Annotated in this window: 18 protein-coding genes and 1 pseudogene; all 19 read left to right on the top strand. The window is 23.0% G+C overall.

Going from position 1 to position 22,071, the window contains the following annotated elements; translation table 11 throughout:
* Positions 1-722: 722 nt before the first annotated feature.
* The 19 genes and pseudogenes from C7380_RS11465 (at position 723) to C7380_RS11375 (ending at position 22,071) form a co-directional block, all read left to right on the top strand.
* Positions 723-2,018: an exopolysaccharide biosynthesis polyprenyl glycosylphosphotransferase gene (locus C7380_RS11465; RefSeq protein ID WP_109606049.1), complete on the top strand. Its 1,296-nt coding sequence runs from the start codon at positions 723-725 to the stop codon at positions 2,016-2,018.
* Positions 2,019-3,149, top strand: coding sequence for a glycosyltransferase (locus C7380_RS11460; RefSeq protein WP_109606048.1), 1,131 nt, complete (start codon positions 2,019-2,021; stop codon positions 3,147-3,149).
* Positions 3,146-4,234 carry a glycosyltransferase family 4 protein gene (locus tag C7380_RS11455; RefSeq protein WP_109606046.1) on the top strand — a complete coding sequence of 363 codons (1,089 nt, stop codon included), beginning with the start codon at positions 3,146-3,148 and terminating at the stop codon, positions 4,232-4,234. The genes C7380_RS11460 and C7380_RS11455 overlap by 4 nt, the downstream gene beginning before the upstream one ends.
* A 50-nt stretch (positions 4,235-4,284) precedes the next feature.
* Entirely contained in the window at positions 4,285-5,403 is a 1,119-nt protein-coding gene (locus tag C7380_RS11450; protein WP_109606044.1) for an oligosaccharide repeat unit polymerase, read from the top strand.
* Between the two features lie 14 nt (positions 5,404-5,417).
* Positions 5,418-6,509, top strand: a complete 1,092-nt coding sequence (locus C7380_RS11445) for a glycosyltransferase family protein (protein ID WP_109606042.1) — start codon at positions 5,418-5,420, stop codon at positions 6,507-6,509.
* A gap of 380 nt (positions 6,510-6,889) precedes the next feature.
* A complete protein-coding gene (locus C7380_RS11440; protein ID WP_158274893.1) occupies positions 6,890-7,975 on the top strand; it encodes a glycosyltransferase in 1,086 nt (361 codons plus the stop codon).
* Positions 7,976-7,979: 4 nt separating this feature from the next.
* Positions 7,980-8,951, top strand: a complete 972-nt coding sequence (locus C7380_RS11435) for an NAD-dependent 4,6-dehydratase LegB (protein ID WP_109606038.1) — start codon at positions 7,980-7,982, stop codon at positions 8,949-8,951.
* A gap of 12 nt (positions 8,952-8,963) precedes the next feature.
* On the top strand, positions 8,964-9,758 hold the full coding sequence (locus C7380_RS11430) for an SDR family oxidoreductase (protein WP_109606036.1): 795 nt from the start codon (positions 8,964-8,966) through the stop codon (positions 9,756-9,758).
* Between the two features lie 14 nt (positions 9,759-9,772).
* Positions 9,773-10,846, top strand: coding sequence for a sugar phosphate nucleotidyltransferase (locus tag C7380_RS11425; protein ID WP_206050598.1), 1,074 nt, complete (start codon positions 9,773-9,775; stop codon positions 10,844-10,846).
* Between the two features lie 238 nt (positions 10,847-11,084).
* Positions 11,085-11,333: pseudogene (locus tag C7380_RS13780) on the top strand (GDP-mannose 4,6-dehydratase); the annotation flags it as partial.
* Positions 11,334-11,345: 12 nt separating this feature from the next.
* A complete protein-coding gene (locus C7380_RS11415) occupies positions 11,346-12,770 on the top strand; it encodes a lipopolysaccharide biosynthesis protein (RefSeq protein WP_109606030.1) in 1,425 nt (474 codons plus the stop codon).
* A 247-nt stretch (positions 12,771-13,017) separates the two neighbouring features.
* Positions 13,018-14,298, top strand: a complete 1,281-nt coding sequence (locus tag C7380_RS11410; RefSeq protein ID WP_109606028.1) for an exopolysaccharide biosynthesis polyprenyl glycosylphosphotransferase — start codon at positions 13,018-13,020, stop codon at positions 14,296-14,298.
* Between the two features lie 4 nt (positions 14,299-14,302).
* The gene (locus C7380_RS11405) at positions 14,303-15,424 is read left to right on the top strand and encodes a glycosyltransferase family 4 protein (protein ID WP_109606026.1); all 1,122 of its coding nucleotides are present in this window, start codon (positions 14,303-14,305) and stop codon (positions 15,422-15,424) included.
* 5 nt (positions 15,425-15,429) lie between these two features.
* Positions 15,430-16,731 (top strand): glycosyltransferase family 39 protein, encoded by a 1,302-nt coding sequence (locus C7380_RS11400; RefSeq protein ID WP_109606024.1) that lies wholly within the window; start codon positions 15,430-15,432, stop codon positions 16,729-16,731.
* On the top strand, positions 16,721-17,734 hold the full coding sequence (locus C7380_RS11395; RefSeq protein WP_109606023.1) for an NAD-dependent epimerase: 1,014 nt from the start codon (positions 16,721-16,723) through the stop codon (positions 17,732-17,734). The genes C7380_RS11400 and C7380_RS11395 overlap by 11 nt, the downstream gene beginning before the upstream one ends.
* Before the next feature lie 17 nt (positions 17,735-17,751).
* The gene (locus tag C7380_RS11390) at positions 17,752-18,918 is read left to right on the top strand and encodes a nucleotide sugar dehydrogenase (protein ID WP_109606021.1); all 1,167 of its coding nucleotides are present in this window, start codon (positions 17,752-17,754) and stop codon (positions 18,916-18,918) included.
* Positions 18,919-18,941: 23 nt separating this feature from the next.
* On the top strand, positions 18,942-20,060 hold the full coding sequence (locus tag C7380_RS11385; protein ID WP_109606019.1) for a glycosyltransferase: 1,119 nt from the start codon (positions 18,942-18,944) through the stop codon (positions 20,058-20,060).
* 2 nt (positions 20,061-20,062) lie between these two features.
* On the top strand, positions 20,063-21,142 hold the full coding sequence (locus C7380_RS11380; RefSeq protein WP_158274892.1) for a glycosyltransferase family 4 protein: 1,080 nt from the start codon (positions 20,063-20,065) through the stop codon (positions 21,140-21,142).
* A gap of 32 nt (positions 21,143-21,174) precedes the next feature.
* Positions 21,175-22,071, top strand: coding sequence for an ATP-grasp fold amidoligase family protein (locus C7380_RS11375; protein ID WP_109606053.1), 897 nt, complete (start codon positions 21,175-21,177; stop codon positions 22,069-22,071).

Below are 22,071 nucleotides of genomic sequence, written 5' to 3'. Positions count from 1 at the left end.
ATATTTTTTATTAAAAGCTTTTTCTAAGCTTTTTCTTTTGCTATCTTTTTTTCTTTCTTCCCTTCTCTTTTTTCTCTTTTTTATCGCTTTTTATTTCTTTTTTTTCTTGTTTTTATTTTTGTTGCTTTTCATTTACTTGTTTTTTATTTCATATCCCTTTTTTATTGCTCTATTTTTCAAGTCACTATAGAATAAAAAAAGTCCGTCTCTTTAAAACATTCATTAAAAATTATAACTCTTAAATATACTTTTGTATACCATGATTAAGAGTTAATAAAAAGGTATACTCATAAATACTCAATTTTAAAATAAAAAATCTATAATAATCTCATAGAAACTTATTAATACTTTTTATTTCTTTTCACATTAATATATACAAATAATTTTAATCTCATATAAAATTAAAAAAAAATATTTTTGTTAAGAAATGTTAATAAAATAAAAAAATAAACATAAAATATTCAGTTAATGTTTAGGAACATTATAATTAATAAAAACTTACAAAATCAAAAAAAAAATGATATAATATAAAATAGAAAGTTTAAAACCTTAATTATAGCTTATTATTAGCAGTTCATATGATATATTAATTTTTTATAAATAATCAGTCAAAATATTGTAAAGTAATGATTTAAAATAAATTTTATGATAAAATAATTTTAGCTTGGACTTATTCATTTTATTTTTTATAAACTATTTATAATAACATGGGATGTGTACAAATGAAAAGATTGGTAAAGATACTCGATTTTATTTTGTTTTTTATTTTCAACTTAATAATTGGATTAAACCCGCTCACTTCACTTATAATATCTTCAATATTTCTCATAGGAATATATGCGTTCAGAACTTATGACACCGAAACTATGAATAGCTTAAATGAAACAATAATAAGAGTAATTGCCGGTAATTTTGTATCTATTATCGGTATTACTCTATTTCATTCTATATTGGGATATTCTATTTCAAAAGTATTTTTATATAATTTTATATTCAACATAATATTGATTCCAACAATACATAAAATAGAATATATGATATATATAAAAAAAGCACCAGAAAAAAGATATCTTGTAATAGGACGAAAGAATGAAATAGGTCATATACTCGATGAAATAAGCAAAAAAACTCATGGTAAGTATAAGTTTGTGAAATATATAAACCCCTCATCTGAAAAATTGATAGAGATTCTTACAGATGAATTTGATTTTGAAAATAATAGAATATTGAATACAATATCTACTAATAAATTGAATTCCATAGTTGTTACAGATCCAAAACTTGAAAATTTAGTTTTTGACAATATAAAAGAATTAAAAAGAAGAGGAATAAAAATAGAATATCTTCCTAATATGGCTGAAAAACATTTAAAAAGAATACCTCTTGAAGTGTTTGATAGATTTAATGAGTATTATAGAGTTACTTTTGAAAATGTCAGAGAAACTCCAACCAAAAGAATATTGGATATACTAATATCTTCTGTTGCTTTGGTGATACTTTCACCATTTATGCTTATAATAGCTCTTATGATATTTTTTGAAGATAAATTACCTATTATTTTCACTCAAGAAAGAGTTGGCTTGCATGAGGAATCATTCAAAATGCATAAATTTAGAAGTATGAAAAATAGAAAAAATGAAGAAGCAAAATTTGCAACTGATGAACAAGATAGAGTTCTTAAAATAGGTAAAATTATTAGACCTATAAGATTGGATGAAACATTACAATTTTATGACATACTTCGTGGAGCTATGTCTTTTGTTGGACCAAGACCAGAACAAGTAAAATTTGTAGAAGAATATAATGAAATGTTGCCACAGTATTATGCAAGACATAAATTAAAAACTGGTTTAACAGGATGGGCTCAGATAATGTATCAGTACTCTGCTACATTAGAACAGACTAAAGTTAAACTTAGTTATGATCTATATTATGTAAAAAATAGAAATATACTATTAGATCTTCAAATAATATTAAAGACATTCGAAGCGGTTGTTTGGAAGAGAGGAGCAGTATAGTTGAAAAAAGCTTTAACAGTTAATAAAATGTATAGACCAGAAATTGGTGGAGTTGAAATAGTAGCAGAATCTATTGCAAAACTACTAAAGAAAAATAATTATGAATCAAAAGTGCTAACTTATAATAATATAAATAAACTTAGAAATGATATTATTGATGAAATTGAAGTACAAAGACTTCCAACTATATTTCAAAAAGGTCCTGTAAGATGGTCTAATAAATATAAAAAAAGTATTAAAAAAGAATCAGTTAATAGTGATATAATAATTTTTCATTTCCCTTCTTTTCAGCCTGAAATAGATTTATTATTTAGAAACAAATATAGAAATGCAAAAAAAATTTGTTTTTATCATGCTGATATAGTTGGTAGAGGTTTTATAGGTAATATATATAATCAAATAATTACACATAATTTTTTAAAGAAAATGGATAAAATAATAGTTACATCACCAAATATGAAAATTAGTTCGAAATATTTAGAAAAATTTCAAGATAAAATAGAAGTCATTCCATTATTTGTGGATACAGATCATTTTTATTATAGAGAAAAAAATAAAAGAGAATTTTTAATAAATGAACTAAAAAATAAAAAAGAAAAAATTATAATATATATTGGAAGACTAGGTAGGTATAAAGGTTTAGATTATTTAATAGAATCCTTTAAAGAATTAGACAAAAAAAATGGACTTGTTATAATAGGTAAAGGACCAAAAGAAGAAGAATTAAAAGCAAAAGTTAATGAATTAAATTTAGAAAATGAAATTTTATTTTTAGATCATGTAACTTACAAAGAATTACCTGAATACTATTCAGCTGCTGATTTATTTGTTTTACCTTCTATTGATAGAGGAGAAGCATTTGGACTTGTTGTTACAGAAGCAATGGCCTGTGGAGTTCCTGTTATTACTACTGAATTAGGAACTGGAACTAGTTTTCATAATTTTGATGGTATTACTGGAAAAGTAATAGAGCCCAAAAATTCAATGTATTTAACAAAAGCTATAGAAGAAATATTGAATAATCCAAAAAAATATAAAAAAGAAAATATTATAAATAGAGCAAAAGATTTTTCTTTTGAAAAATTTGAAAAAAATGTTGAAGAAAAAATTATTGGTGTGATTAAAAAATGAAAAAAATATTAATTGACTGTAGAATGTATGGTATGTCAGGAATTGGAAGATATACTGAAAATTTAATAAGACAAATAATAAATGAAGAAAAAGTACCTTTTGAAATATCTCTTGTTTCTTATAATAATAATCTTGATAAATTTAAAAACTATAAAAATATAAAAGAAATTATAAATATTAATATAAAACCTTTATCAATAAAAGAAATATTTATAGGTACTTTATTTTTCAAAAAGATGTCAAAAAAATATGATTTGATACATTTTACTCATACAAATATACCTTTTATTGTACCAAAAAAATCCATAATAACAATTCACGATCTAATTCCAATCATTTTGAAAAAATATTTTAATAAATTAAAATCTTTATGGTTATATTTTATCTTAAACTGGAATAAAAATAATTTTAAAAAAATAATAAGTGTTTCTAAATCGACAAAACAAGATTTAATTAATGTTTTTAAGATTCATAATGAAAATATTGAAATTATATATGAAAAAATTATGCTAGATTATAATTATTCAACAGAAAGAAAAATAGAAAAATATTTTTTATATGTGGGGAATAGAAAAAAACATAAAAATTTAACTACAACGATTAGAGTTCTAGATGATATATTTGATATTTATCCAAATTACAAATTTTATATTGTAGGTAGAAAATTTGAAGAATATGATTATATTGATAAAGAAATATCAAAATGTAACAATAAAGAAAATTTTATTCAATTAACTAATGTTAATGATGAAGAATTATATAAAATATACAAGAATGCATTTTTGTTTATTTTTCTTTCAGAATATGAGGGGTTTGGAATACCTCCTTTAGAAGCTTTTTCTTTTGGTGTTCCAACTATAGCTTCTAATAATTCATCTATTAAAGAAGTTGTTAAAGAAGGTGGTGTATTAGTCAACGAATTTTGTGAAAAAGAAATTTATGAAACAATATTAAAAGTTATAGAAAATGATAATTTTTATAAAAGATTAGTAAAAGGAACAAATAAAAATTTTTTTAGATTTAAAAATTATGAAGAAATAAATTTTTTATTTGAATTATATGAAAATATTGTTAATAATAAATAAATTTATTGAGAAACACAACTTTATATTCAAAAATTTGAGGTAGTTAAATTATGTATAAAAAAATAGAAAATAATATAAAATTAATAATAATATTTTCATCTGTATATTATATTCCATATTTATTATTTGGTTGGATAGGTAAAAGTGGGACGATAGAATCATCTGCTCCTATTTTATATCAAATACTTCAATTAATAATTCCATTTATAATATTTGGATTATATAATATAAAACATTTAAAAATAAAATTTTCTTATAAAGAATTTACAATTTTAAATATATTAATATTTGCATTATTTAAATATATTATTTTTAGATTTGATATGCTTTATTTTAAAAGTCTAAGTTTTTTTCTGTTTTATGTTTTAATCCCAAAAGTAGATATAAAAAATTTAAATTTAAAAAAAGTTATTAATATAAGTTTTTTTATAACAATTATAACTCTTTTATTAGAGATTTTTATATTGCCTTTATTTAATATAAAAAGTCCTTTTTATATTTATGGTATTTTTTCAAGATTTATAGGTAATTTTGGAGGACCAAATATTCTTGGTTTGTCTGGAGTATGTTTTTTTTCATATTATTATTCCAATATTAAAATAGATTTTATAAAATTATTATTTTCTATTTTAATAGTTATTTTTTCTGCATCAATGTCTTCTTTTTTTACTTTAATTTTTATGTTTTTATGGATAAACATTATTAAAATCAAAAATGTAAAAAAAATATTAAAAGTTATGTTTACAATATCTATTATATTAATGTTATTTATAATATTATTTCATTATTTTTCGGATTACTTTTTAATTTTTGAAAGATATATTAATTTTTTTTCTGGAACAGAATTATCAGCTAATTCTAGATTAGATTTTATTGAAGATATAAAGAATATGAGTTTAATAGAGCATATTTTAGGAAACTTAGAAAAATATAAAAAAGTAGAAATTTCAATATTTCAAATATATATTAATTATGGAGTTATAGTAACTTCTATAATAATAATAATTTTAATAAAAAAAGTTATTTTTTTATTAAAAAGAAAAAATCATCCTGATTATAGAATATTATTAAATATTATTATATCTATAATTTTTGTTTCATTTATTAATCCAATGATATTTTTGTTTCCATATATATTTTTATTTCCTCTTTTTTTAAAAATAGAATAATAAGGAGATTTTTAATGAAAAGAATATTAATAATATCATCAATTAAATATACAGAATCAAATAGAGGAATAGATATAATTACTAAATCATTAATTGAAATGAATTATGAAGTAACTCATTTGACATTTCCGAGTAATAAAAAATTTTATATTAAAAATAATAATTTTATTGAAATTGGTTCTAATCCAAAATTAATTTCATATTATGAAAAAATAATGAAAAATTTACCTAAAAAAGTAACCCAATTATTTATAAACGAAACAATTAAACCATTATTAAATTTTAATTTTAATAAATATGATTATGTTATTTTAGAAAGTGGAAAACCTATATTTTTAATAGATATTATACCTAAGAATATACCTATAATTTATCGACAATCAGATTCAGTTAAGTTTATTATTAGTAAAAATTCTTTATTTCATTTATATGAAAAAAAACTAATAAAAAGAAGTAAAAAAGTTATTACAGTAAATAAATATTTTTATAATAATTTAAAAATTATTTATGGAGAAAAAATATGTCTGATAAAAAATGGATTTGATTTAAATGAAGAAAAACAAATATCTTTAAAAAATCCTTATGAAGAAGAAAAAAATATAAAAGCGTTATATTTTGGATTATTTCCGTTATCATTTGAAGATGTTTATCATGTCTTAAAAAAATTTAAAAATATAACTTTTTATTTTATAGGTCCTAAATTGTTTACTAAAAAAGAACAAAGAAAATTATTTAAAAATGAAAATTTTAAATATCTTGGATATATGAAGAATGAAAATATACAATCTTATATAAAATATTCAGATTTTATATTTATTCCTTATAAAGATAGTTATAAATTAAATTATTTTGGATTAACTAGCAAATATTTGTTAGGAATGTATTATGAAAAGCCAATTATATCAAAAAAAATAGGATTAATTGATGATTTTAAAAATATTGAAGTTATGTTTTATAAAGATTTTTTAACTTTAGATAAATTTATAGAAAAAATGAAAAAAAATTGTAAAATTATTTATAATGTTAATTTTAATATCTTTAATAAAAATAATAAAATATTAGAATATAAAAATTTTTTTGAAAATTTATTTAACTGTGAAAGGTGATTTTATGAAATATGAAATTATTCATTATATTTTAGAGTATTTTAAAGATATATTTAATGAATCAATAAACTTAAAAATTGAAGATAATTATTATGTATTGAAAATACATTGAGATATAAAATTTATGAGTTCTGGACTAAAAAAGATTTAGAACTTTTTTTGGAATAGTAAAAAAGTAATAACTGATAGTGTAGGGTTACAAAAAGAAGTAATAGTAATAATGTAAGCCAGATACAGTTGAAAAGAACTAACAAACGAAGAAAATCTATATGAAAAAAATAGTAGAAAAAATAAAAACAAACTATTTAAAAATATATATGGAAAAGGTAATGCAGAAGAACTTATTGGTAATAAAATTATTGATTATTTAGGTGATTAATTTGAAGAATAAAATATTAAATTTAACAATTAATGATAGTATTTATTCAAAAAAATATGAAAATCAAATTAAAATTAATTCTAAGAATATAGAAATTGTAAATTTTTTTGGAAGTAAATTAAAAAATAAATATTTTAATAAGATTAATATGATTTTAAAATTAAAAAAAACAATCAAAGATTTTGATTTGGTTCATATAAATTTTTTAACTCCAAGTTATTTTTTATATAATTGTTTTTTTAAACATACTAAATTAATAGTAACTTTTTGGGGATCTGATTTGTATAGATATCCAAATAGTTCAAAAAAGATTAAATTTTTACAAAAAAAAATTATAAACAATGCAGATATTATTACTGTTGTAAATAAAAAAATGATACCAGTTTTTCATGAAACATTTGGTTTTGAAAATAAACCAATTTATGAAACAAGATTTGGGTTACCTATAGATTTTGATCAAATAGATAAAATAAATAAAAATGAAATAAATGATTTTAAGAAAAAGTATCATATTCCTGATAAATATTATATTATTACTTTAGGATATTCTTCTGATCCAAGAAAAAATCATGAATATATGATTGATGAAATAATTAAATTATCAAAAAAAAGAAGTAATATATTTATTTTTATCCCTTTAACATACGGAAATGAAAAACATAAAGAAAAAATTAAAAAACTATGTGATAACACTTTCAAAAAATATGATATAAATTATAAAGTCTTGGAAGATTATATGACAAATGAAGAAATTGCTAAATTAAGAAAAGCTAATGATATAATGATAAATATTCAAGATACTGATGCAATGTCGGCTTCTATGCAGGAAAGTCTCTATGCTGGTAATATAGTAATCAATGGTTCTTGGCTTCCATATAGTGAATTATTAGAAGATGGAGCATATTATGAGACAATTGATAAGTTAAAAAAAGGGACTTTATCAGAAAAAATTCAATATATCATTAATAATTTTGATGAATTAAAAGAAAAGTCTAAAATAAATAAAAAAATTATACATGAAAGATCAAGTTGGGAAAATAATATAAAAAGTTGGATAGAAGTATATAATAAATTATTGGAGGAATAAATAGATGAAAGTATTAGTAACTGGGTCAGAAGGTTTTATAGGTTCGCATTTAACAGAGCAATTAGTTGAAAAAGGATATGATGTTAAAGGTTTTGTTAGATATAATTCTGATAATAATTGGGGTTGGCTTGAAAATTCTAAATATAAGAAAGATATTGAAGTTTATACTGGAGATTTAAGAGATTTTGATAGTGTTTATGATGCTGTAAAAGATGTAGAAGCTGTTTTTCATCTTGGAGCACTCATAGCAATACCTTATTCTTATCTTTCTCCTATGGCTTATATAAAAACAAATGTTGAAGGTACTTATAATGTTCTCGAAGCTGCAAGAAAAATAGGTATTAAGAGAGTTGTACAAACATCTACAAGTGAAATATATGGTACAGCACAATATGTACCGATAGATGAAAAACATCCATATAATCCGCAATCTCCTTATGCTGCAAGTAAAGCTTCAGCTGATCATCTTGCCCTTTCATATTATAGGTCTTTTGGAACTCCAGTTACCATAGTAAGACCTTTTAATACATATGGACCAAGACAATCAGCAAGAGCTATTATTCCTACAATTATAAGTCAAATACTTGCTGGTAAGAAACAAATTAAATTGGGAAATTTGAATCCAACAAGAGATTTGAATTATGTAAAAGATACTGCGGCAGGATTTTTAGAAGTTGGATTAAATGAAAAAACTATTGGGGATGTTTATAATTTGGGTACTGGAAAAGAAATATCTATTGGAAATTTAGCTGAGAAAATTATAAAATTAACTGGCAAAAAAGTTGAAATAATTACAGATTCCCAAAGATTAAGACCTGAAAAATCTGAAGTTGAAAGGCTTTTATCAAACTCAGATAAATCAAGAAATTTAACGGGATGGGTTCCAAGATATACTCTTGAAGAAGGTTTATTAGAAACTATTGAATGGATAAAAAATAACCTACATTATTTTAAAACAGATATTTACAATGTGTAGGAGGTTTTAATAATGTTATATTTAATAACAGGTGCTAAGGGTTATGTTGGTTCAAAAGTAAAAGAAAAATTTTTAGAAAATAATAAAAAAATTGAAGAAATAAATTTTGATTTATCTGAAAATTCTAATTTTACAAAAATATATGATGAAGAATTTATAATTTTGCATATAGCAGGAGAGAAATCTAATAACAAAAATAAACTTATTAAAAATAATATTGTAGCTACAAGTAATGTAGTTAATAATCTTGCACTTCAAAAAAATTGTAAAGGAATTATATATGTATCATCTATATCAGTATTTGGGTTACAAGATGAAGTAATTACAGAAAAATCACCATATAATTATGATAATTATTATGGTTTTTCAAAATTTATATCAGAAAAAATAATTGTTGAAACATTGAAAAACAAAAATTATTATATTTTAAGACCCACTAATATATATTCAGATCATAAAAATAATTTGATTGGAATAATTACAGAAAAACTCAAATCAAATGAAGAGTTTGAAGTATGGTTAAGTAGTTTAGAAACAAAAAGAGATTATATGCATTTAGAAAAAGTTGCAGAAATAATTTACAAAGCATCTCTCAAATTGAGTAAAAATGAAATAAAAAAAACTATTAATGTGGCACAAGGAAAATCTTATAATTTAAAAGAAATAATAGAAAAATTAGAAAAAAAATACAATAAAAAATTAAAACAAAAAATTATAGATAACAATTCTTATAGAAGTAAAGATTTAAATGTTGATAATAAAGCATTAATGGATGAATTAGACTATAAAATAACTTATGATATATAAAAGGAATGATTTTTATGGATATTTCTATTAAAATAGCTCATGATTCAACTATTATAGAGGTAATTAAAAGAATGGATAAAATTAATAGAAAACTATTAATTTTAGAAAAAAATAATAAATTTTATTCTTTAGTTAGCATAGGAGATATACAAAGAGCTATAATAAATAACATAGATTTAAGTAGTCCGGCTTATATAATTACTAGAAAAGATATAAAAGTTGCGAAAAAATCATATAGTTTTGAAAAAATAAAAAAAATGATGTTAAAATACAGAATGGAATTTTTACCAGTTATAGATAATGGAGAAATATATAAAATATATTATTGGGAAGAATTATTTGGAAATACAATTAATATAAATAATGAAAAAATTGATATTCCTGTAATTATTATGGCTGGAGGAAAAGGTACAAGATTAAAACCAATTACTAATGTTATTCCTAAACCATTAATACCAATTGGAGAAAAAACTATTTTAGAAATTATTTTTGAAAAATTTCTTAAGTATGGAATATATAATTTTCATTTATCTGTTAATTATAAACATGAATTAATAGAATACTATTTATCAAAAAAAATAATAAAAGATGTTAAAATTCATTATATTAAAGAAGATAAGCCTCTGGGAACAGCAGGTAGTATAAGATTAATGAATAAAAATATTAAAGAAGATTGTTTCATAACTAATTGTGACATTTTAATAAATCAAGATTATATAGAATTGTTGAGTTATCATAAAGAAAATAAAAACATTCTTACAATAGTAGGGGTATTAAAAAATGAAAGTATACCTTATGGAGTTATTGAAAATGATGATAAAGGTAATGTAAAAAAAATAAATGAAAAACCTAATAGGAATTATTTGATTAATTCTGGCATGTATATTATTAATAAAAAAGCTATTGAATATATACCCGAGGACAAATTTTTTAATATGACAGATTTAATTGAAATATTAATAAAAAACAAGGAAAAAGTATCTTATTTTCCAGTTAGTGAAAAATCTTGGTTTGATATAGGAGAATGGGATAAATATCAAAGTACTTTAAAAGAATATGAAAAATTTAGAAATTTCGGACTATCTTAATTAAGTAGGTGAATTTATACTAGGATTTTTAGGAGAATTAAACATAAATAAAGTAAAAAAAAAATTTTGGAGAAATAATAAAATCAAATTTATTAAATGAAAAAATTTCAAATATTATTTAGAAAGAAGAACTATAAAAAAATTTGAAAATGATAAAATTTTTTTTGAAACTTCAAAATATATAATTATTACTAAAGGAGTAATTTTTGGTTCGGAAATAGATTATTTAATAAATTATCTTCAAGAAAAAACAGGAGATAAAAAAATAAATGAAGATTTAATAAAATATGTAAAAGATAGACTTGGACATGATAGAAGATATGGAATAGATCCAACTAAAATAAAAGAAGAGCTTAATTGGGAACCAACTATTATGTTTGAACAAGGAATAAAAATGACTATAGATTGGTATTTGAATAATAAAGAGTGGATGGAATCTGTTATAAGTGGCGAATATTTAGATTTTTATGAGAAAAATTACAAATAGTAGAGGTATATAATGGAAAGTAAAAATACATTTTTAAAGAGATTAGCTGGGTTTTCATTGGGACCAATTATAGGAGCTTTTATAAGCTTTATAATAGTACCTGTGCAAACGTGGCTTATAGATCCGACTCAACTCGGGAAAGCATCTATGTATACTATGGCTTATGGTTTAAGTTCTTTATTTATATATTTAGGAATCGATCAATCTTATGTAAGAGAATACAATGCTGAAGAAGATAAAAAAAATTTATTATGGAATTCTTTTATAATACCTTTTATATTTTCTTTAATAGTAATGATAATTTACTTGATATTTTACAAACAAATATCTAATTTGTTATTTGGTTCTGAAGAAAAACTAATAATAAATATTTTAGCTTTATCCTTGCCTTTTTCTGTAATTTATAGATTTAATATACTAAATATCAGGATGAAAGAAAAAGCCAAATTATATTCATTAATTGAAATATTAAATAAATTAATTCTTTTATGTGTTATTGTTATTAATTTAGTCTTTTTTAATAGAAATTTTAAAGGAGTAATCCAATCGCAATTTTTATCGATAGTTATCATATCAATAATAACTACTTTTATAAATATAAATGATTGGAAATATAAATTAAAATTTAATAAAAAATTGCTCAAAAAAATTATATTATTTGGATTGCCTTTAATTCCTGCTTCTATAATGTCTTGGATACTTAATTCTATGGATAAAATAGCTTTAAGAGCATGGTCTGATTTTGAATCTATAGGTCTTTATTCAGCAGCATTTAAAATAGTTGGTATTATAATAATAGTACAACAAGCATTTGCTACTTTTTGGTCACCAACAGTTTATAGATGGTATGAAAATAATGTTGCTAAAGAAAAGTATGAAATAGTAAGTAATAAATTAAATAGCATAATGATTTTATTGTTTGGATTTATTATATTATTTAAAGATTTTATAATTAAAATCTTGTCTCCAGAATATTCTGAGGCTTCTGTAATAATACCATTTTTAATGTTTTACCCTATAATGTATACTCTTTCAGAAACTACTCAAATGGGTATAAGTTTTAGCAGAAAAACATATTATAATATAATAGTTACTGGAGTATCAGGAGGTATAAATATACTTGGAAATTATTTACTGGTTCCAAAATATGGAGCACTTGGTGCATCTATATCAACAGGTATTAGCTATATTATATTTTTTTGGCTTAGGACTATAATTAGCAGATTTTTATGGGTTAAATTGAATATTAAAAGACATATTATTTCTACTATTATGATGATATTTTTTGCTTTTTTATCTATAATGTATAATAATTTTATTATTAATTTCTTTTCTTTTATATTAATAGTTATTTATACTTTTAAAGATATTAAGTCTGCTTTTTATTACATAAAAAGTATAATTAATTTTAAAATACAAAAATCATCAGATAAATAAAAATGATATTAAATATATAATTAATATTTTTAAGAAAAAATTTCAAAAATAAATAATTAATTAATTAAAAACTCTTACATTTCTTTGTAAGAGTTATTTTTTTATGGATTTTTTTATGATTTCAAGTTATAATATGATTAGTATTATAATTTAGGTTAATTTTAAACTAATATATTTTATGAATTAATATTTCTTTGATAGTATATCAATTGAAATATAAAATAAATAATAGAAGGTAGGACTTCAGATGAAGAGAATTGTTAAATTTATAGATTCTATATTTGTTTTTGGGTTTAATATTGCTATGGGATTAAATATTGTTGAATCTGTTATTGTAAGCTTTTTAGTATTTATAGGGATATATGCTTTTAGAGTATATGATATAGAAAATATGGAAAGTATGAATGAAACTTTTATAAGAGTATTTGCAGGTAATGTTATTTCATTTGTTGGAATAACAATTTTTGCAATTGTTTTTGATTATAATCTTGCCAAAATATATCTTTTCAATCTTCTTTTTTCACTCGTATTGATTCCTTTTCTTCATAAGATAGAGTATTATCTTTATAGGAAACATGCCCCTGTAAATAAATACCTTGTAATAGGTAGGGAAAAAGAGATAGGCGAGGTTCTTTCGCAGATTTCTGAATCTACTAAAGGCAAGATGAAATTTGTGGAGTATATAAATCCTTCTCCACAAAGGTTCACAATGCTCATGGATGACCATTATTCACTTTCTTTAGAGGATGAGAGAACTTTTAATAAGATATTGGTTACAGATCCAAAACTCGAAAAAGAGATAAAGTTTGAGATAGATAATTATAAACTTCAAGGTGTTCCCGTTGAATATCTTCCACATATTGCTGAAAAAACTTTAAAGAAGATACCTTTAGATGTTTTATGTAAGTTTGAAAATTATTATAAAGTTGAATTTGAAAAGCAAATAGAAAATTCTCCAAGTAAGAGAATGCTCGATATAATTACTTCAGTATTTTTGCTTATTATATTTTCTCCTTTTATGGGTTTGATTTATTTGGGTGTTTTGTTAGAAGATGGATTTCCTGTTGTATTTAAACAAAGAAGAATAGGCGAAAGAGGTAAACCTTTTACTTTGATGAAATTTAGATCTTTAAAACATGTACCAATAAATAAGGATAATCCAAATGAAGGGTTAGAAGAAAGAGTTTTAAAAATAGGTAAATTTTCGAGAAAGACAAGATTAGATGAGTCTTTACAGTTTATAAATGTTTTAAAAGGAGATATGTCTATAGTGGGTTCAAGGCCTGAGATGCCAGAATTTCATTATAAGATGGTTGATAATATTCCTTATTATATGTATAGACTTAATTATAAGCCTGGAATAACTGGATGGGCACAGATAAATTATAAGCATACTACAACATTAGAGGATTATAAGATAAAAACTGAATATGATCTTTATTATGTGAAGAATAGGAATTTACTTTTAGATATTCAAATAATGATGAAAACAGTTGAAACTATGCTTGGTATGAGAGGGGCAAGGTAATTTAATGGATAATGATTTGATGGTTATAGATCTTTTTAATACAGATTATGGAGCATATAGATTATTAAGAACGAGAGTTGAAAAGGTAGATAAAAGAAAGGGATTTAAAAATTATTTAATATGTCCTGATGGAATTTGGTCTGATAAGATGAAAAAAATGGGAATTAAGGTTATTAATGTTAATTTATCTAATTCTATGAAATTATCTGATATTAAGTATGAGATAAAAGAATTAGTTAAAGTTTTTAAAGAGTATAAACCAGATATTGTTCATACTCATGCTTCTAAACCAGGAGCAACCGGAAGAATAGCGGCAAAAAAAGCTGATGTTCCTCTTATAATTCATCAAGTTCATGGATTTCATTTTACTCAGTATAAAGGTATTAAAAGAAAAATATATGAATTTGTTGAAAAATATCTCAGCAAATATTGTGACATACTTTTATTTCAAAATATGGATGAGTATAATTATTGTAAAGATAATGGATATGAAAAAAATAGTGTTTTAAGATATATAGGCAATGGTATTCCTTTTGAAGAATTTAAAGATTATATAAAAAAAGATAAAAAATTTAATTTTGATAAAAAAAGAATAGCATGTACAGCAAGATGGGAAGGTGTAAAAAATCATGCTATGCTTTTTGATAGTATTAAAATTTTAAAAGAAAAATATTCATTTACTAATTTTGAATTGAATCTTTATGGTGAAGGTGTTCTTGAATTAGATTTAAAGAAAAAAGCAAATAGTATGGATATAAATGATGTTATAAATTTTATTGGAACTTTAGATAGAGAAGATATTATATCTGAAATATATGATAGTGATTTATCTGTTTTGACTTCTTTTAAAGAAGGAAAACCAAGAGCTCTTATGGAATCAAGTGCATTGGGAGTTCCAATAGTTGCTACAGATGTTATTGGTACAAATGAAGTTGTAAAAAATAATAGAAATGGTTATCTTGTTAAATTAGGTGATTCAGAGAATTTTGCTAAAAGAATTTATGAACTTTTGAATGATAGTAATAAATGGAAAGAGTTTTCAGATAATGCAAAACTTATTGCAAAGGATGAGTTTGATGAAAATAAAACTATAGAAAATATAATTTCTGTTTATTTGAATGGGTGAATTATATGAAAAAAATTAATTACTTTATGCTCGGTGCTTTTATATTTATCGCAACTTTTTTTCTATTGAGTTTTTCTATGGATTATATTTTAGAGTTGCATGATATGATTAATTTAAAAGTTAGTTCTGTTTTAGATATAGTTTTTTCTACTTTTATGACTATTTTTTTTGTTTATGTGATTTTAAATTTAAAAGAAAAAAAGACAATAAAAAATATTCTCTTATTAGGTTTTTTACTGAGAATAATTTTTATTGTTTTTATTTTTCCATATGTTGAAAACTATTATCAAGGATGGGATGCAAAGCAATTTTATGGTCTTTCAAGAGATTATTTTGAAGGAAATCAAATTTTTGAATTGTCTATTAAGCGTGGAACAAATAATATTTCTTATATATTTTTATTTTTTCAAAGATTATTTGGATTTGGATTCAAAAATATTGAAATATTTTTGAGCGGAATAACTTTTTTATCTATTTATTTTTTCTTTAAAGTTGTTAATGAAGAATTTAATAAGAAACAGCAGTACTTTTTTTTATTGTTTACTTTAATAGAGCCAATGAGTATTATTTTTACTTCTTTATATTCTAAAGATCCTTTAGCTCTTAGTAGTACGGTTATGCATGTTTCTTTTGTTATTTTATATTTAAAAAGAGATAAATTGAGGTATTTATTTATTTCTTTGATATTTTTTAGTTATTTTTTATTTGTTAGACTTTGGATGATTCCTATTTTAGGTCTTTCTTTATTTTTGACTTTAATTTTTAATAGAAAAATAAAGAGAAGGTATTATTTTATAATATTTCCTGCTTTATTGGGAATTATTTTTGTTGGAATGAAAATTGTAGGTGTTACAAGTATTTCAGCTATAAATGAGATTATAGTTAGTTTATCAAGTGATTGGAATCGTGGTGGAAGTACTTCTGGAGTTGAACTTACGGGACTTAAAGATTTTATAATTTATTTCCCTTATTTATGGTTTACTACTATATTTAGACCACTTATAATGTTGGGAAATCCATTTATACTTTTAACAGATTTAATAAATTGGATTGTTTTTATTTTGTTTATAAAAGGTATTAGAAATATATCAAAAGATAAAAACAAAAGTTTCAATTATAAGGCCTTAATTAAAACAGTTTTAATATATATTTTTATTTGGGGTTCTGTTTATTCTTTAGTATCGCCACAGAATCTTGGAACTGGTACAAGATTTAAAATTCAAATTTGGTTTTTAATTATTTTTATAGCAACTTTAGGTTTTGGTAGAAGTAAAATAAATGATCGGGAGATGAAGGATATTGAATAAAATATTAGTAACTGGAGGAGCTGGATTTATAGGATTTCATCTTAGTAATTTATTATTAAAAAATGGATATAATGTAATAGGAATTGATAATTTAAATGATTATTATGATGTAAATTTAAAAATAGATAGAGTTAAAATTCTTGAAAAACAAGAGAATTATGAATTTATTAAGATGGATTTAAAAGATAAAAAAAATATAGATGAATTATTTGAAAAAAATAATTTTGATTATGTAATTAATCTTGCAGCACAGGCAGGAGTTAGGTATTCAATAGAGAATCCATATGCATATGTGGACTCAAATTTAATAGGTTTTGTCAATATACTTGAGGCATGTAGAAATAATCCTGTAAAACATCTTATTTATGCATCTTCAAGTTCTGTATATGGCGGGAATAAAGTTGCTCCATTTTCTACTAATCATAATGTAGATCATCCAGTTAGTTTATATGCAGCAACTAAAAAGAGTAATGAATTAATGGCTCATACATACAGTCATTTGTATAATATACCTACTACTGGTTTGAGATTTTTTACTGTATATGGTCCATGGGGAAGACCAGATATGGCATATTTTTCGTTTACAAACAATATAATGAGTGGAAAGCCTATAAAGGTTTTTAATCATGGAAATATGGAAAGAGATTTTACATATATAGATGATATAGTTGAAGGAATATATAAATTATTGAATAAAATACCTCAAAAAAATAAAAATTGGGATGAAACTAAAGATGATTTGAGTTCAAGTTTTGCACCGTATAAAATATATAATATAGGGAATAATAAACCAGTTAAACTCATGGATTTTATAAACACTCTTGAAGATAAGATTGGAAAACAGGCTGAAAAAATATATATGGATATGCAACCAGGAGATGTTTTTAGAACTTATGCGGATACAACAGATCTTGAAAATGAAATAGGATTTAAACCTTCAACAACAATTGACGAAGGTTTGGCTAATTTTGCTAAATGGTATAAAGAATATTATAATAAGTAATTTGGGGGTATAAAAAGATGAAAATAGCTGTAGCGGGAACTGGGTATGTTGGGTTATCATTGGCAGTATTGTTATCACAAAAGAATGAAGTAAAAGCTTTAGATATAATAGAAGAAAAAGTAAATATGTTGAATAATAAAAAATCACCAATAGCAGATAAAGAAATAGAAGACTACTTAAAAAGTAAAGAATTAAAATTAAAAGCAACATTAGATGAAAAAGAAGCTTTTGAAGATGCAGAATATATAATAATAGCAACACCAACGAATTATGATCCAGAGAAGAATTATTTTGATACATCAACAGTAGAGAATGTAATAGAAAATGTAATAAAAATAAATCCAAATGCGGTAATGATAATAAAATCAACTATACCAGTGGGATATACAAAACAGATAAAAGAAAAATATGATACAGAAAATATAATATTTTCTCCAGAATTTTTAAGAGAAGGAAAAGCATTGTATGATAATCTTTATCCATCGAGAATAGTTGTAGGAGAAAGAAGTGAAAGAGCGAAAAAATTTGCTGATTTATTAGTTGAAGGTGCGATAAAAGAGGATATAGAAGTATTGTTTACAGATTCAACAGAAGCAGAAGCGATAAAATTATTTGCAAATACATTTCTAGCAATGAGAGTTTCATTTTTTAATGAACTTGATACATACGCTGAAATAAGGGGATTGAATACAAAGCAAATAATAGAAGGAGTTTGTTTAGATCCAAGAATAGGTAATTACTATAATAATCCATCATTTGGATATGGAGGATATTGTTTACCAAAAGATACAAAACAACTGCTTGCAAATTATGAAGATGTACCAAATAATTTGATAAGAGCTATAGTAGATTCAAATAGTACAAGAAAAGATCATATAGCAGATGCAATAATAAAGAAAAAGCCAAAAATAGTTGGCGTATACAGACTTACTATGAAAACAGATTCTGATAATTTTAGAGCATCTTCTATTCAGGGAGTTATGAAAAGAATAAAAGCAAAAGGTATTGAAGTAGTGGTTTATGAACCTACATTGAAAGAAGATAAATTTTTTAATTCGAGGGTTATAAGAGATATAGAAGAGTTTAAAAGTATATCTGATATAATACTTACAAATAGAATGAATGATGATTTGAAAGATGTTGAGAATAAGATATATACAAGAGATTTATATTCAAGGGATTGAAACTAAAAGGTTAGGTTAATATTATGTCTGATATTATAAGAGTTTTACATGTTTTAGGGGCTTTAAATAGAGGTGGAGCCGAAAGCATGGTTATGAATTTATATAGAAATATGGATAGATCGAAGATTCAGTTTGATTTTGTTATTCATACTGATGAAGATTGTGATTTTAATAATGAAATAAGAGATCTTGGTGGAAAAATTTTTTCTGTCCCAAGATATAATGGAAAGAATCATTTCATATATAAAAAAGCATGGAATGATTTTTTTTCTAATCATTCAGAATATAGGATTGTTCATGGCCATATGAGAAGTACGGCTTCTATTTATTTGAAGATTGCTAAAAAATATGGATTAATGACAATATCTCACAGTCATAGTACATCATCAAGAGGAAATTTTATAGAGAAAAAAGTCAAGGATATTATGCAATATCCTATTAGGAATATAGCCGATTATCTATTTTCTTGTTCTGATGATTCTGGTAAATGGCTTTTTGGAGAGAATGTAATAAAGAGAAATAATTATAAGGTGATAAAAAATGCCATTGAAACTGATAAATATATATTTGATGAAAATAAGAGAAATTTTTTTAGGAATTCTTTGGATTTGAAAGATAAATTTGTGATAGGTCATGTTGGAAGTTTTACAGAGCCTAAAAACCATGATTTTTTAATAGATGTTTTTTTGGAAGTTTTGAAGAAAAAATCGAATTCAGTCTTGCTTTTATTGGGGGATGGAAAGTTAAAGAATAATATTTTAAAGAAAGCTGAGAATTTGAATATTTTGAATAAAATTTTTTTTATTGGTGTTGTTTCTAATGTATATGATTATATGCAAGCAATGGATGTTTTTGTTTTTCCTTCTTTATGGGAAGGACTTCCAGTTACTGTTATAGAGGCTCAAGCATCTGGTTTGCCTTGTATAGTTTCTGATAATGTTACAAAAGAGGTATTTATAACACCTAATATCATTTCAGAGTCTTTGATGAAGGGTTCTGAATATTGGGCGGATAAGATTCTATCTTTTTGGAATCATGAAAGAAAAAATATGAAAAAATATGTTGAAAATAGTGGTTTTGATATCAAAAATTCTGTTAAAGAATTATATGATTTTTATAAAAATCTTTATTTTGAGGTATGAGTATGAGAAAAAAAATATTATTTTATATGAATACTATAAATCGTGGTGGTGCTGAGAGAGTTTTAACTAATCTTGCCAATAGATTTTCGGAAAATTATGATGTTGTATTTACAACTTCTTTTGAAACTGTTAAAGAATATGATTTAAAGAAAAGTATTAAAAGATTGAATCTTGAAGATGGCGATGAAGGTGGAAATTTTTTTGCTAAAAATATGAGAAGACTTTTTAGATTGAGAAAGATTATCAAATTAGAAAATCCGGATTTAGTTATTTCATTTTTAGCAGAACCAAACTTTAGGTCTATATTAGCTACAAGATTTTTGAAGGTAAAAAATATAATTTCTGTTAGAAATGATCCAAATAGAGAATATCCAAATTTTGTTTATAGATTTTTTGCCAAGATTTTGTATCCTAAAGCAGATGGATGTGTTTTTCAAACTGAAGATGCTAAGAGTTGGTTTTCTGAAAAGATTCAAAAAAAGTCAAAAATAATTTTGAATCAAGTTGATGAAAAATTTTATAATGTCAAAAATGATGAGAAAAGAAGTAATATAGTTACAGTTGGTAGACTTCAAGAACAGAAAAATCATAATATTTTGATCAAAGCTTTTTCAAAGATAGTGGATAAATTTCCAGATGAAAAATTACTTTTGTATGGTGATGGAGATAAAAAAGAAGAGCTTATGAATCTTGTTAAGAGTTTGAATTTAGAAGATAGAGTTTTTTTTATGGGAGTTAAAGAAAATATTGAGGAAGAGATAAAAAATGCTAAAATTTTTGTTCTTTCTTCTGATTATGAGGGTATGCCAAATGCTTTAATGGAAGCTATGGTTTTGAATATACCTGTTATTTCAACTGATTGTCCTTGTGGTGGTCCAAAGTATCTTATTAATCATGGGGAAGATGGTTTTTTATTTAAAGTTGGAGATGTTGAAGAGCTTGTAGTATATTTAACGAAATTACTTGAAAATGATAAATTATTAGATAAATTTTCTAATAATTTGAAAATAAAATCTAAGGATTTTACTCCCGATAAAATATTTAAAGATTGGGAAGATTATGTTTTAAAAGTTATGGAATAAAATATTATATTTTAAAGGTAGGAAGATTTATTTTGAATAAGATTATAAAATTTTTTAAGAAGCCAAAAGTTTGTATTATATATATACTCTCTTATTTTAAAATTTTTAGATTGTTGCCAGATAAATTATTTTTAAAATTAAAATTTAAGTTGATGATGAATAAAAAACTAAATTTTGATAATGTTCAAACCTATAATGAAAAATTACAGTGGCTAAAATTATATGATAGAAAACCTGAATATACTAAATTAGTTGATAAATATGGGGTTAGAGAATATATAGCTGAAACTATAGGATCTGAATATTTAATTCCTTTATTGGGTGTTTGGGATAGTTTTGAAGATATAGATTTTTCAAAATTACCTAATAAATTTGTTTTAAAGTATACTCATGATTCTGGTAGTGTGTTTATTTGTAAAGATAAAAGTAAAATAGATTATGAACAATTGAAGAAAGATTCAAAAAAATGGTTGAAAAGAAACTATTATTGGGTTCATAGAGAATGGCCATATAAAAATGTTAAACCAAGAATTGTTTGTGAGCAGTTTATTTCTGATAATGATCAGACTCCTGATGATTATAAGGTGTTATGTTTTAATGGAAAAGCAAAGCTTATAGAAGTTCATATGGACAGGTTTGCCAACCATAAACAGGATATTTATGATATTGATTGGAATAAGACTGATATAACTCAAGGATATGATGAAGATTCATCATATAGTATAAAAGAAAAACCAAAAGAATTCGATAGGATGATAGAGCTTTCTGAAAAATTAGCTCAAAATAAAGCACATGTTAGAATTGATTGGTTTGTTGTTAATGATAAGCTTTATTTTGGCGAAATAACTTTTTATGATGGTTCTGGTTATGCCCCATTTGATAAAGAAGAACATGATTATTTAATTGGAAGTTGGATAAATTTAGATTAA

Origin of the sequence: Oceanotoga teriensis (assembly GCF_003148465.1) — a bacterium.
GTDB classification, from domain to species: Bacteria; Thermotogota; Thermotogae; order Petrotogales; family Petrotogaceae; genus Oceanotoga; species Oceanotoga teriensis.
This window is presented reverse-complemented; position numbering and strand designations above follow the sequence as displayed.